The sequence below is a fragment of the Enterobacter cloacae complex sp. IR5458 genome (genome assembly GCF_049238025.1).
Lineage (GTDB): Bacteria > Pseudomonadota > Gammaproteobacteria > Enterobacterales > Enterobacteriaceae > Enterobacter > Enterobacter kobei.
In genome coordinates this window covers 65,182-77,689 of sequence record NZ_JBMKIF010000001.1, presented here as the reverse complement: position 1 = coordinate 77,689, position 12,508 = coordinate 65,182, and the positions used below count along the sequence as shown (strand labels likewise).

The 12,508-nt window shown below is 57.4% G+C and carries 11 protein-coding genes; 5 read left to right on the top strand and 6 right to left on the bottom strand.

Translation table 11 applies throughout. The annotated features are described in order from the left end of the window. The first annotated feature begins 16 nt into the window (after nt 1–16). Nucleotides 17–532: an inosine/xanthosine triphosphatase gene (gene yjjX, locus ACOTYN_RS00395; protein ID WP_014882473.1), complete on the top strand. Its 516-nt coding sequence runs from the start codon at nt 17–19 to the stop codon at nt 530–532. Here yjjX and trpR read toward each other — a convergent pair. Beyond that, entirely contained in the window at nt 529–855 is a 327-nt protein-coding gene (gene trpR / locus ACOTYN_RS00390; protein ID WP_014882472.1) for a trp operon repressor, read from the bottom strand. The two genes, yjjX and trpR, sit on opposite strands and share 4 nt — an antisense overlap. 55 nt (nt 856–910) lie before the next feature. After that, nucleotides 911–2,848 (bottom strand): murein transglycosylase, encoded by a 1,938-nt coding sequence (sltY, locus tag ACOTYN_RS00385; protein ID WP_023332044.1) that lies wholly within the window; start codon nt 2,846–2,848, stop codon nt 911–913. Between the two features lie 227 nt (nt 2,849–3,075). Between sltY and ettA the strand changes: the two genes are divergently transcribed. After that, on the top strand, nt 3,076–4,743 hold the full coding sequence (gene ettA, locus ACOTYN_RS00380) for an energy-dependent translational throttle protein EttA (protein WP_014882470.1): 1,668 nt from the start codon (nt 3,076–3,078) through the stop codon (nt 4,741–4,743). Between the two features lie 127 nt (nt 4,744–4,870). On the opposite strand, the gene ACOTYN_RS00375 is transcribed toward ettA, so the two are convergent. Continuing rightward, nucleotides 4,871–5,770: a LysR family transcriptional regulator gene (locus ACOTYN_RS00375; RefSeq protein ID WP_045269570.1), complete on the bottom strand. Its 900-nt coding sequence runs from the start codon at nt 5,768–5,770 to the stop codon at nt 4,871–4,873. A gap of 109 nt (nt 5,771–5,879) precedes the next feature. Here ACOTYN_RS00375 and ACOTYN_RS00370 point away from each other — a divergent pair, with 109 nt between their 5' ends. Beyond that, nucleotides 5,880–6,881, top strand: a complete 1,002-nt coding sequence (locus tag ACOTYN_RS00370; protein ID WP_032637538.1) for a zinc-binding alcohol dehydrogenase family protein — start codon at nt 5,880–5,882, stop codon at nt 6,879–6,881. A gap of 53 nt (nt 6,882–6,934) precedes the next feature. Here ACOTYN_RS00370 and nadR read toward each other — a convergent pair whose 3' ends face one another. The 3 genes from nadR to serB all read right to left on the bottom strand — a co-directional run bounded on the left by nadR (nt 6,935) and on the right by serB (nt 10,631). Continuing rightward, nucleotides 6,935–8,167: a multifunctional transcriptional regulator/nicotinamide-nucleotide adenylyltransferase/ribosylnicotinamide kinase NadR gene (nadR, locus tag ACOTYN_RS00365; RefSeq protein WP_006810194.1), complete on the bottom strand. Its 1,233-nt coding sequence runs from the start codon at nt 8,165–8,167 to the stop codon at nt 6,935–6,937. A 35-nt stretch (nt 8,168–8,202) separates the two neighbouring features. Beyond that, the gene (gene radA / locus ACOTYN_RS00360) at nt 8,203–9,588 is read right to left on the bottom strand and encodes a DNA repair protein RadA (RefSeq protein WP_014882467.1); all 1,386 of its coding nucleotides are present in this window, start codon (nt 9,586–9,588) and stop codon (nt 8,203–8,205) included. A gap of 74 nt (nt 9,589–9,662) precedes the next feature. Further along, the gene (serB, locus tag ACOTYN_RS00355; protein ID WP_008502066.1) at nt 9,663–10,631 is read right to left on the bottom strand and encodes a phosphoserine phosphatase; all 969 of its coding nucleotides are present in this window, start codon (nt 10,629–10,631) and stop codon (nt 9,663–9,665) included. 117 nt (nt 10,632–10,748) lie between these two features. Between serB and ACOTYN_RS00350 the strand changes: the two genes are divergently transcribed. Next, complete coding sequence (locus ACOTYN_RS00350) at nt 10,749–11,393, top strand: YtjB family periplasmic protein (RefSeq protein WP_014882466.1); 645 nt, start codon at nt 10,749–10,751, stop codon at nt 11,391–11,393. 39 nt (nt 11,394–11,432) lie between these two features. Next, nucleotides 11,433–12,449, top strand: coding sequence for a lipoate--protein ligase LplA (gene lplA, locus ACOTYN_RS00345; protein WP_332956163.1), 1,017 nt, complete (start codon nt 11,433–11,435; stop codon nt 12,447–12,449). Nucleotides 12,450–12,508: the final 59 nt, after the last annotated feature.

The window sequence follows — 12,508 nt, the reverse complement described above, 5'->3', positions numbered from 1 at the left end:
TGAATCGAGCTTAATTATGCACCATGTTGTCTCTGCTACCACCAATCCTGCCAAAATTCAGGCAATTCTAAAGGCTTTTGAAGAGATTTTCGGCGAAGGATCCTGCCATATCGAAGCCATCGGCGTCGAGAGTGGCGTACCTGAACAGCCGTTTGGCAGCGAGGAAACGCGCGCTGGTGCACGAAATCGCGTGGCAAATGCTAAAGCCGCGGCCCCAAAGGCGGACTTCTGGGTCGCCATTGAAGCCGGGATCGACGAAGGTGCCACCTTTAGCTGGGTAGTGATAGAAAGCCGAGAGCAGCGCGGTGAAGCGCGTTCTGCCACCCTGCCGCTGCCAGAGATCATTCTGAACAAAGTGCGCGAAGGCGAAGCGCTCGGGCCGGTGATGTCACAGTACACCGGCATTGATGAGATTGGACGTAAAGAAGGGGCGATTGGCGTCTTTACTGCGGGCACGCTCACGCGTTCAGGCGTTTACCACCAGGCGGTGATTTTGGCGTTAAGCCCGTTCCATAACGCGATTTATCGTTAGGTATTTTTCAACAACACCGCTTCCAGCCACTGGCGCAGCTCGACCGGCGCAGACTTCAGGCTGTTCGAGCCGCGGGTGATCGTCGCGATGCCCGCGCCCAGCTCATTTTTCAGCTCACGCTGGCTCATCTCACCGCGCAGTAGCTCTTCAATGATCCGCACGCGCGTGCCCAGCGCTTCACGCTCGTCTGGGGTCAGCATCAGCTGCATAAGAGGTAAGTGCAAATCCTGATCGTAAGACTGGCGAAGCAGCTCCACAAAACGAAGCCACTCCTGGTGACGCTGTTCGGCCATTGCCGAGGAATACGGGGAATGCTGGGTCATGTTATGCTGCCTCTTGTACTCATTAGCGAGTACAGCATAACACAACCCACGCCGATCAGTAACGTCTCTGCCACTCGGCATCGCTCATCAGGGTATCTTTCTGCCCCATGAAGTAGCGATAGTAAGCATCGTACGCCAGCACGTTCTTCACATAACCGCGCGTTTCTGAGAACGGAATGCTCTCCACAAACGCCACGGCATCGATGCGTCCGGCGCTGTTGCCGAGCCAGGTACGCACGCGCCCCGGCCCCGCGTTATACGCCGCCGACGAGAAAATGCGGTTATTGCCAAACTGCTGATAAACATACTGCAGATAGCTGGTACCGATGTTGATGTTGGTATCCGGATCGAGAAGCTGTGAGGGGCTACTGTACCCGGGAATGTTAAACATCTTCACCGTATGGGTCGCCGTTCCCGGCATAATTTGCATCAGACCGCTGGCCCCCACCGGGGAGCGGACTTTCGGATTCCAGGCACTCTCCTGACGGGCAATCGCCATCGCGTAACTTTGCGGGATATCTTTGCCGCTGGTGTAGCGTTCGAAAAGATCGTTGTACGCCAGCGGGAAACGCTCTTCAAGATGATCCCAAAGCTTACCGGCGATCGTCGCCTGCACGCTCAGATCCCACCAGTGGTTATCAAACGCATAGCGGGCAAGCTGGGCTTTCTCGTCGGTGGTGCGACTGGTTACCAGATTCGCCCACTCGCTGCGCGCGGTATTGTCCATATTCCAGTACATCAGCTCGCGCACGCGCGCCATCTCTGGCCCCTGCGTCAGCGCCGGGTTCGCATTCGCGGGTGCTTTATCAATGCGGAAGGTATACTCCTCGCCCAGGCGCTGCGCGGCCACCATCGGGTAGAAGCCGCGCTGCTGCATCAGGCCGTGGAGGATCTCTTTGGCTTCATCATCACGACCGCGCTCCATCAGCAGATCGGCCTGCCAGTAGCGCCATTCATCTTTCTCTTTGGCGTCCATCGGCAAACGTGCGAGCCAGGTATTCAGCCCCCGGCGATCGCCGGTGCCCAGCGCCATGCGCACGCGGCGCTCCACCAGCGACGTGGAGTTCGAACGCATAATGGCATCATCTCGCCAGCGTGCCTGTTCGTCGGTCACATCCGTGCCCATCAGTCGCCACGCCACGATGTCACGCAGCTCCTGGGTTTGATCGTCATTCAGCTGCTGCGCCTGCACCAGCTGCGGGATCATCAGCCGGGCGTTTTCCACATCGTCGCGCGCCACGCTGGCAAAAGCCACCGCCGCCATCTGACGGGTAAAGTCGGTCGCGCCCGTGCTGCGGGCAAAGGTCAGGACGCTGTTCGGATCGTTTGCCAGCGCGATAACGGCCGTAGAGATCGTCTGATAATCGGAAGGCATCTGCCCCGCCAGCGCGGTCACCAGGCGCGTGTTGCCGGCTTTCATCGCCAGGCGAATACGCTCAAGATAGGCCAGCGGATCCTGTTTGCCGGAGGCTCGCCACGCGCCAAACAGCGAATCACAGGCATTCGGCTGGCTTTTGCCGGTCAGCCAAAGATCCTTCGCCCCGGCCCAGGCCTCTTCCTGCTGTCCGGTCGCCCATTTCGCATAGTAGTAGTTACACTGCGCTTCGGTGGTATTCGGCTTATCGGGGCTAAACGCCAGCAGCCCGCGCCAGTCTTCGCGACGCGCCAGTTCATTCACAAAACGAGATTGCAGGGTTCGCGCAGGCGGCAGGGTCGGGTTCGCCTGAATGAAATTATTCACAGTGACGGTCGGCTGGTTCATGAGATCGTCAGTGATCTGGCGATACTCCAGATACGGATACAGCGGATAATCCTTCAGCGTCGGCATCAGCGCCTGCACGGTATCCATCTGCTTATTGTCCCACGCCTGTTTAATCTGGGCGTAGCGATTACGTTGTTCATCCAGTGAATCGGCATGCACCGCCTGGCTTACCGCCATTACGCATACGCTGGCAGCCAGCAGACGCCAGACCACCTGTTTGGCTTTTTCCACAAGCTCTTCCTCATTGTTTTTTCGTCAATTGCAGCGTCTTGCCACGTCAAAGTCACACCAACTTATGCTAACCAGGCATCCTGCAACGCGCCACGTTATGGACACTTTTTTACCTTTCTTGCGCGTTTTAACACTCCCGACGTTCCTGGCTGGGATTAGGGCGTGAAAAAGGCTACACTTCGAGGCTGAAATTCCTTCTCATTACGATAAAAGAGGCGAAGTCCAACGTGGCTCAATTCGTTTATACCATGCATCGTGTCGGCAAAGTTGTCCCGCCGAAACGTCATATTCTTAAAAATATCTCGCTGAGCTTCTTCCCGGGCGCAAAAATTGGTGTTCTGGGTCTCAACGGTGCCGGTAAGTCCACCCTGCTGCGCATCATGGCCGGCATCGATACAGACATCGAAGGTGAAGCCCGTCCGCAGCCTGGCATCAAGATCGGTTACCTGCCGCAGGAACCTCAGCTGAACCCGGAACACACCGTTCGTGAATCCGTTGAAGAAGCGGTATCCGAAGTGGTTAACGCCCTGAAAGGTCTGGATGAAGTGTATGCCAAATACGCCGAGCCGGATGCAGACTTCGACAAGCTGGCCGCTCAGCAGGGCAAGTTTGAAGAGATTATCCAGGCGCACGACGGTCATAACCTGAACGTGCAGCTGGAGCGCGCGGCCGATGCCCTGCGCCTGCCGGACTGGGATGCGAAAATCGCCAATCTTTCCGGGGGTGAACGCCGCCGCGTCGCGCTGTGCCGCCTGCTGCTGGAAAAACCAGACATGCTGCTGCTCGACGAACCCACCAACCACCTGGATGCGGAATCCGTGGCGTGGCTGGAACGCTTCCTGCACGACTTCGAAGGCACCGTGGTGGCAATTACCCACGACCGTTACTTCCTCGACAACGTCGCAGGCTGGATCCTGGAGCTGGACCGTGGTGAAGGTATTCCATGGGAAGGTAACTACTCCTCCTGGCTGGAGCAGAAAGATCAGCGTCTGGCGCAGGAAGCTTCTCAGGAAGCCGCGCGTCGTAAGTCTATCGAGAAAGAGCTGGAGTGGGTTCGTCAGGGCGCTAAAGGCCGTCAGTCTAAGGGCAAAGCCCGTCTGGCACGCTTTGAAGAGCTGAACAACACCGAATACCAGAAACGTAACGAGACCAACGAACTGTTTATTCCGCCTGGAGCACGTCTGGGGGATAAAGTGGTTGAAGTCACCAATCTGCGTAAGTCATACGGCGATCGCCTGCTGATTGACGATCTGACCTTCTCCGTACCAAAAGGGGCTATCGTCGGGATCATCGGTCCGAACGGCGCGGGTAAATCGACGCTGTTCCGCATGATGTCCGGTCAGGAGCAGCCTGACAGCGGCTCTATCACCCTGGGTGAAACCGTGAAGCTGGCGTCCGTTGACCAGTTCCGTGACGCGATGGATAACAGCAAAACCGTGTGGGAAGAAGTGTCCGGCGGTCTGGATATTATGCGTATCGGCAACACCGAGATGCCAAGCCGCGCTTACGTTGGCCGCTTCAACTTCAAAGGCACCGACCAGGGCAAACGCGTGGGCGAGCTGTCCGGCGGTGAGCGTGGTCGTCTGCACCTGGCGAAGCTGCTGCAGGTTGGCGGTAACGTACTGCTGCTCGATGAACCGACCAACGACCTGGACATCGAAACCCTGCGCGCGCTGGAAAACGCCCTGCTGGAGTTCCCGGGCTGCGCGATGGTTATCTCGCACGACCGTTGGTTCCTTGACCGTATCGCGACCCACATTCTGGACTACCAGGATGAAGGGAAAGTGGAGTTCTTTGAAGGTAACTTCACCGAATACGAAGAGTACAAGAAACGCACGCTGGGCGCTGACGCGCTGGAGCCAAAGCGTATTAAGTACAAGCGTATTGCGAAATAAAAGCAAAACGGCAACTTCGGTTGCCGTTTTTAGTATTTGTTCCCTATCCACGTGGGAGAGGGCCAGGGTGAGGGCATCAGGCCGCACAGTTCGTAGGCCGGGTAAGCGTCAGCGCCACCCGGCTTTTTTATTTGTCCACGTAATACCGCTTCACCTCGTCAAACTGTATCGCAAAGTCGATATAGCTCATCAGCGCAGGCGAGTTCAGCTTGCGGCTCGGATAAGCCAGCCACAAATCATTCCCCTCGACGTTCCATTCCGGCAGCACCTTCACCAGCGCCCCTGTCTCAATCTTATCTTCCAGAAGAAAGGCGGGTAATAACGTGATCCCGGCGCCAGCAATCGCACATTCACGGGCGTACACCAGGTTATCCGTCATGTGGGCGTTATCCGGCAGGTAGCGGTAATCCTCACTCTCGCTTCGCAGCAGCCACTCAGACCAGGCTTTGTGGGTAATGCAGCGGTGCTCCACCAGCTGGCGGGGATGGATTAACGGCTCCCGACGCGCCAGATAGTCGGGTGAAGCCAGCATATAGCGCGGACAATGTCCGATCATCCGGCCAATCAGGGAGGAGTCCTGCGGCTTACCGGTACGCAGCGCCACGTCAAAGCCGGACTCGACCAGATCCACCACATCATCAGAGATCGACACGTCCAGCGACACGTCAGGATAGCGAAGTTGGAATTCGGCATTCATATGCGCCAGCAGCGTCGCACCAATTCCCGCCGGGCAGGTGATGCGCAGCCGCCCGCTCGGGTTTTCGCGTAGCCGCTGAATGGCATACTCCGCCCGCTCGCTGGCCGCCAGCATTTCGCGACAGTGCACCAGATAATGCTCGCCTGCAAAAGTCAGGCTGATTCTGCGCGTCGTGCGGTTGAGCAGGCGTATTCCTACCTGCTGCTCCAGCTGGCTTATTCGCTGGCTGACGCTGGATTTTGGCAGTTCAGCCTTCTGTGCCGCAGCAGTAAAGCTGCCCATCTCGGCCACCAGCGCAAACAGCGCCATATCCTGAAGCTGTTTAAACATGATTGTTCATCCTGTGAGAACACTTCGTTCTTGATTGTCCATCTTATCATGCAGCTGATCACTTAATAGACTAGCCTCAATAAAACGCATGCCATTGAGGAGTCCATCCATGTCAGTTAAAGCCATTGCCGTTAATCCTGCGAATCCCGGCACGTTCATTGAAATCGCCCCGCCGATGCCGCAGCCCGGCGAGCACGATCTGCTTGTCGAAGTGAAAGCCGTGTCTGTTAACCCGGTCGACACCAAGGTGCATGCAGGCATTGTCAAAAACGGGCTGAACGAGCCGCGCATTCTCGGGTGGGATGCCAGCGGTATCGTTAAAGCCGTGGGCGCGGCCGTTACGGGATTTAAACCCGGTGACGAAGTGTGGTACGCAGGGGATATCACTCGTCCGGGCAGCAATACCACCCATCAGCTGATCGATGCGCGTATTGTCGGACACAAACCTGCCAGCCTTGGCTGGGCGGCAGCAGCCGCATTGCCGTTGACCGCGCTGACCGCCTGGGAAGGGTTGTTCGAACGGCTGAACATTCAGGATGCGGACGCGGATAAAACGCTGTTGATTATTGGCGGCGCGGGCGGTGTGGGCTCGCTGGCGATCCCGTTTGCAAAGCACAACAGCAAGGTGAACATCATCGCGACAGCATCAAGAGAAGATTCCGCCCGGTGGTGCCGCGAGCGCGGTGCGGATCGGGTCGTGAACTACCGCGACCTGAAAGGTGAGCTGGCAAAACAGGGTATCACTTATGTGGATTACATTTTCATCCTCAATGACACCGACGGCCACTGGGATGCCGTCAGCGAACTGATCGCACCGCAGGGGCACATCTGCTCCATCGTTGAGAACGCGCATCCGCTGAACCAGGATAAGCTGAAATCGAAATCCGCCGCCCTGCACTGGGAGTTTATGTACACCCGCAGCATGTACCAGACCGCTGATATGGCGCGTCAGGGCGAGATCTTAAACGAGGTTGCAAAGCTGGTGGACAACGGCGTGGTGGAAAGCTCGCTCAGCGAAACGCTTCACGGACTGAGCGTGGAAAGCATTACCGAGGCGCACCGCAAAGTGCTGGAGGGACATATGCGAGGGAAAGTGGTGGTTGCGTTCTGAGGGGTAATCGTTCCCTCTCCCCTTTGGGGAGAGGGTTAGGGTGAGGGGTAAGATTACCCCTGCTCCCCCATCATCTCCTTCACCAGCTCGACGCAGCGCAGGAAACGGGAGTCGTAGTCCGACTCTTCAACATGCACAAACTCAACGTTGTTTTCGTTGAGCATCTCCACCAGCATGGACTGGAACTCGCGCCTGTCTACGGAGCTGCCGAGGCTGCGCATGCCATCAGCGACCCATGGCGTGTTGTTTTCCAGCAGGATCACCAGGTCAAAGCGGTATTCGTCAATCAGCGCCTGCACGAACGGGTGCTCGCGCCCTTCGTACTTTTTACAGAACGCCTGCGTGGTGACGAAATCGGTATCAATAAACGCCACTTTGTTGGCATATTTGACCGCAAAATCAATGTACTGGGCGTGTCCTAGCGCGATTTTATCGTAGTCGGAATACTGCAGCGCCATCTCGTCACCGCCGAGGTGCGAGAAAACGTAATCGCGGCCATACTCCCACGCACTGGTCGTGTTGAAGATATTCGCCAGCTTATTAACGAGAGTGGATTTTCCGCTCGACTCACCGCCCAGGATCGCAACGGTACGTACAAAGAAGGGCTTTACCTCGGTCGGGATATAATCCCAGTAGCGGAACGGGTTTTCGCGGATCTGCGCCCCGCTGATGTTCATGAAGGTCCGTTTCGGATCGATCAGCACCGTCTCGATGCCCAGATGCTCGCGGAACTGCGGCGCATCGGACTCTTCAGAGGTGTAGATCCAGTTAGGCGCAATGCCCTTCTCTTCCATAAACGCTTTGATGCCGTTGCTCCACACGTCCCAGCCGTGCGGATAGGGCTCCATGCCCTCTTCGTTAAAAGCATGAATGCGAATGTTTTTCTGGTACTTAAAGGTCTGGAGCAGCCAGCGCAGGCGGTCAGGCACCGTCGGCTGCTGCGACATGGCGCTGTCCTCGAACAGCTGGCGGTCACGGGTTTCATCGTACCCCATAATGATGTGCAGCTCGTCCACCTGGCTACAGGCGCGCTGAATCAGGTAGATGTGACCAGTATGCAGCGGGTAAAACTTGCCAAACACCACGCCGATGTTCTTTTGCATACGGGGAAATTCAAGTCCCAGGAAACGGTGCAGCGCTTCGAGCTTCTGCGCGCTGGGGCTTTTGATTTTGGCGTTCAGCAGCTGGCTTAAATAGCCTTTGGTCATACCGCTGGCGTCCGCCACCTGCTGCAACGTGCAGCCTTTCTGGCGGATTGCGGTTTTGATGTAGTCAAATGATGACATAAATTACGGTGCCTCCTGCAAAATCGAATACGTAATTATAAGTCGTCAAAGACATTTAACGCATCTGCGAGTTTCTTAACGCCAAAAACCTGCATCCCTTCGGGGATTTTTTTCGGCACGTTAGCGGCGGGCACAATCGCGCGGCGGAAGCCGTGTTTTGCCGCTTCGGAGATACGCTCCTGGCCGCTCGGCACCGGACGGATCTCTCCTGCCAGGCCAACCTCGCCAAACACCACCAGATCCTGCGGCAGCGGCCTGTCGCGCAGGCTGGAGACCATCGCCAGCAGCAACGCCAGGTCCGCGCTGGTTTCCGAGACCTTCACCCCGCCCACCACGTTCACGAAGACGTCCTGATCCGCCATCTGCAGACCACCGTGGCGGTGCAGCACCGCCAGCAGGATCGCCAGACGGTTCTGTTCCAGACCCACCGCCACGCGACGCGGGTTGCCCATCATCGAGTGATCCACCAGCGCCTGGATTTCAACCAGCAGCGGGCGCGTTCCTTCCCACAGCACCATGACCGAACTGCCGGAGGTGACTTCGTCGCCACGGCTCAGGAAGATGGCCGACGGGTTGCTGACCTCACGCAGCCCCTGCTCCGTCATGGCAAAAACACCTAATTCATTCACCGCGCCGAAACGGTTTTTATGGCTGCGCAGGGTGCGGAAGCGGGAATCCGCGTCGCCGTCGAGCATCACCGAGCAGTCGATACAGTGTTCGAGCACTTTTGGCCCGGCCAGGGAACCGTCTTTCGTCACATGGCCGACCATCACAATCGCCACGCCGCGCGTTTTGGCGAAGCGTGTCAGGTAGGCCGCGGTTTCGCGCACCTGCGCCACGCTGCCCGGCGAGGACTGAATGTCCGCCATGTGCATCACCTGAATGGAGTCGATCACCATCAGCTTCGGCTGCTCTTCTTCGGCGATCATGCAGATCTGCTCAATGCTGGTTTCCGACAGCATATTCAGGTTGCCGGTTGGCAGGCCCAGGCGGTGCGCACGCATCGCCACCTGCTGGAGTGATTCTTCCCCCGTGACGTACAGGGTTTTCATCTGCTCGGCGAGCTTGCAAAGCGTTTGCAGCAGCAGGGTCGATTTACCCGCCCCGGGGTTACCGCCGATCAGAATCGCACTGCCCGGCACCACGCCGCCGCCGAGCACGCGGTCAAACTCTTTGAACCCGGTGGAGAAGCGCGGTAACGCTTCCAGGCTGATGTCTGAAAGCTTTTGCACCTTCGACACGCCTGCATTGCCCGCATAGCCGCTCAGGCGTTCATTGCGGGCCACACTCGGCGAAGCCGCCACACCACGCACTTCGGTGATGGTGTTCCAGGCATGACAGGCGCTGCATTGCCCCTGCCAGCGCGGATAATCCGCACCACATTCATTACAGACAAATGCGCGTTTTGGAGCTTTCGCCACGGTGTACCTCGTTATTTCTGTGCGGACTGCGTGCCGGGTAGCGCTTACGCTTACCCGGCCTACAAAGCAGACCGTTATTTCTGATTAAGGCTGCCAGAAAGGATGCAGAACACCCCCATCAGGTCAGCATGACGGATAGTCACTTCCGTCTTTTCGTTCACTTTTGGCTTGGCATGGTAGGCAATGCCAAGACCAGCAGCTTTGATCATCGGCAGGTCGTTCGCACCGTCCCCGATGGCGACGGTCTGGACCACCGGGATTTCATATTTTTCGGCCAGACGGGTCAGGGTGTTAGCTTTGTACTGCGCATCCACGATGTCGCCAATCACCTGTCCGGTCAGCTTGCCGTCCATAATTTCCAGTTCGTTGGCCACCACGGTGGTCAAATGCAGTTTCTCGCGCAGATAATCCGCGAAGAAGGTGAAGCCACCAGAGGCAATCGCCACCTTCCAGCCAAGGGACTGCAGCTTCAGCACCAGTTGCGTCAGTCCTGGCATCAGCGGCAGCACATCACGCACCTGGCGCAGGATGTTAGCATCGGCCCCTTTCAGGGTCGCCACGCGCTGTCTCAGGCTGGCGGTGAAATCCAGCTCGCCGCGCATCGCACGTTCAGTGACTTCCGCCACCAGCTCACCGCTGCCGGCCAGTTTAGCAATCTCGTCAATACACTCGATCTGAATAGCGGTGGAGTCCATGTCCATGACCAGCAGACCCGGCGTTTTCAGGTGCGGAATTTTACCGAGCGGGGCAACGTCCAGCCCTGCGTCATGCGCCAGACGCGTGGCACGCTGCGTCAGAGAACCCGCCAGGCGGATAACCTGGTAATCTTCTACGCACCAGGCGGCGACGATGACCATTGCCGCACCCAGTTTGGTTTGATACTGGGTCAGGCGTTGCTTATCCAGGCCGCGTCCATACAGCAGCCAGCCGCTACGGCCAGCGTGGTAATCCAGAGGCATCACCTCATCGCCACTTAACGAGAGCGGCAATCCTGGCCATAAAGAGACATCCGTTGGCAGGTCACACCAGGTAATGTTCGGCATCAAAGCTCCTGTAATTTCGTTCGCGCCGGAAGGTTCCAGAGGGAAAATAACGCATGAGGCTACCCTGTAACCATCACTTCTGGCAACATTAAGCCCTAAATTTTCAGCAGGTGGAATATGGCTCGCGCAAAACTGAAATTCCGGCTTCATCGCGCCGTGATTGTCCTTTCCTGTCTCGCACTGTTAGTGGCATTGATGCAAGGGGCATCGTGGTTTAGCCAGAATCATCAACGGCAGCGTAACCCGCAGTTTGAAGAGCTGGCCCGCACGCTGGCGCGTCAGGTGACCCTTAACGTCGCCCCCTATATGCGCACCGAGACGCCGGACGATAAGCGCATCGGCCAGATCCTGCGTCAGCTTACGGAAAACAGCCGCATTCTCGATGCGGGCGTGTACGATGAAAAAGGCGACCTGATTGCCCGCGCCGGTGAGCACGTCGACGTGCGCGACAGGCTGGCGCTGGACGGCAAAAAAGCCGGAGGCTATTTCAACCAGCAGCTCGTCGAACCTGTTCAGGGAAAAAATGGCCCGCTGGGCTATCTGCGCCTGACGCTCGACACTCACACCCTGCCGACCGAAGCCAAGCAGGTGGATAACACCACCAATATTCTGCGCCTGATGTTATTACTCTCACTGGCGATTGGCGTGGTGCTGGCGCGCACGCTGCTGCAGGGTAAGCGCACCCGATGGCAACAGTCGCCGTTCCTGCTGACTGCCAGCAAGTCGGTTCCGGAAGACGAAGAGAGCGAGAAGAAAGAATAGTGATAAAGTAGGCGGAGGATATGGAAAAGGAACTCTGCCATGACGACGTTACGCCTGCTTATCTCTGACTCTTACGATCCCTGGTTTAATCTCGCGGTGGAAGAGTGCATCTTCCGCCAGATGCCCGCCACCCAGCGAGTACTGTTTCTCTGGCGCAATGCCGACACGGTGGTGATTGGCCGCGCGCAAAACCCGTGGAAAGAGTGCAATACCCGCCGCATGGAAGAGGACCACGTCCGCCTGGCGCGCCGCAGCAGCGGCGGTGGAGCCGTGTTTCACGATCTGGGCAACACTTGCTTTACCTTTATGGCAGGCAAGCCGGAATACGACAAAAGCATCTCTACGTCGATTGTGCTGAACGCGCTGAATGCGCTCGGCGTAACCGCGGAGGCGCCAGGCCGGAACGATCTGGTCGTCAAGACCCCCGAGGGCGACCGGAAGGTCTCCGGCTCAGCCTATCGCGAAACAATGGATCGCGGGTTCCACCACGGCACTCTGCTGCTGAATGCCGATCTCAGCCGGCTGGCTGACTACCTCAATCCTGACAAGAAAAAGTTACAGGCTAAGGGCATTACCTCCGTACGCGGCCGCGTGGCGAATCTGGTGGAGCTTCTGCCGGGTATTACTCACGAGCAGATTTGCGACGCGATCCGTGAGGCCTTCTTTGCGCACTACGGCGAGCGTGTGGAGGCGGAAGTGATTTCCCCTGATAAAACGCCTGACCTGCCCAACTTCGCTGAAACCTTTGCCCGCCAGAGCAGCTGGGAGTGGAACTTCGGCCAGGCACCGGCGTTTTCACATCTGCTGGATGAGCGTTTTACCTGGGGCGGCGTGGAGCTGCACTTTGACGTGGAGAAAGGTCATATTACCCGCACACAAATTTTTACGGATAGTCTTAACCCGGCACCGCTGGAAGCGTTGGCGTCACGCCTGCAGGGCTGTGTATACCGTCCCGATATGCTGCAACATGTGTGCGACGGGTTGCTTGAACATTATCCGGAACAAGAGCGGGAACTTCGGGAATTGTCGGCGTGGATCGCTCAGGCGATAAAATAATTCTCGCCCCCGGTTAAGAAGAGAAAATAGCTTCCTCCGTTCTTATCCTGCCGGAATGT

Excerpts from the sequence above, each read along its gene's own strand:
- yjjX (WP_014882473.1), top strand. The coding sequence starts at position 17 with ATGCACCATGTTGTCTCTGCTACCACCAATCCTGCCAAAATTCAGGCA.
- trpR (WP_014882472.1), bottom strand. The coding sequence starts at position 855 with ATGACCCAGCATTCCCCGTATTCCTCGGCAATGGCCGAACAGCGTCAC.
- ACOTYN_RS00375 (WP_045269570.1), bottom strand. The coding sequence starts at position 5,770 with ATGTTTAAACAGCTTCAGGATATGGCGCTGTTTGCGCTGGTGGCCGAG.
- ACOTYN_RS00370 (WP_032637538.1), top strand. The coding sequence starts at position 5,880 with ATGTCAGTTAAAGCCATTGCCGTTAATCCTGCGAATCCCGGCACGTTC.
- nadR (WP_006810194.1), bottom strand. The coding sequence starts at position 8,167 with ATGTCATCATTTGACTACATCAAAACCGCAATCCGCCAGAAAGGCTGC.
- serB (WP_008502066.1), bottom strand. The coding sequence starts at position 10,631 with ATGCCGAACATTACCTGGTGTGACCTGCCAACGGATGTCTCTTTATGG.
- ACOTYN_RS00350 (WP_014882466.1), top strand. The coding sequence starts at position 10,749 with ATGGCTCGCGCAAAACTGAAATTCCGGCTTCATCGCGCCGTGATTGTC.
- lplA (WP_332956163.1), top strand. The coding sequence starts at position 11,433 with ATGACGACGTTACGCCTGCTTATCTCTGACTCTTACGATCCCTGGTTT.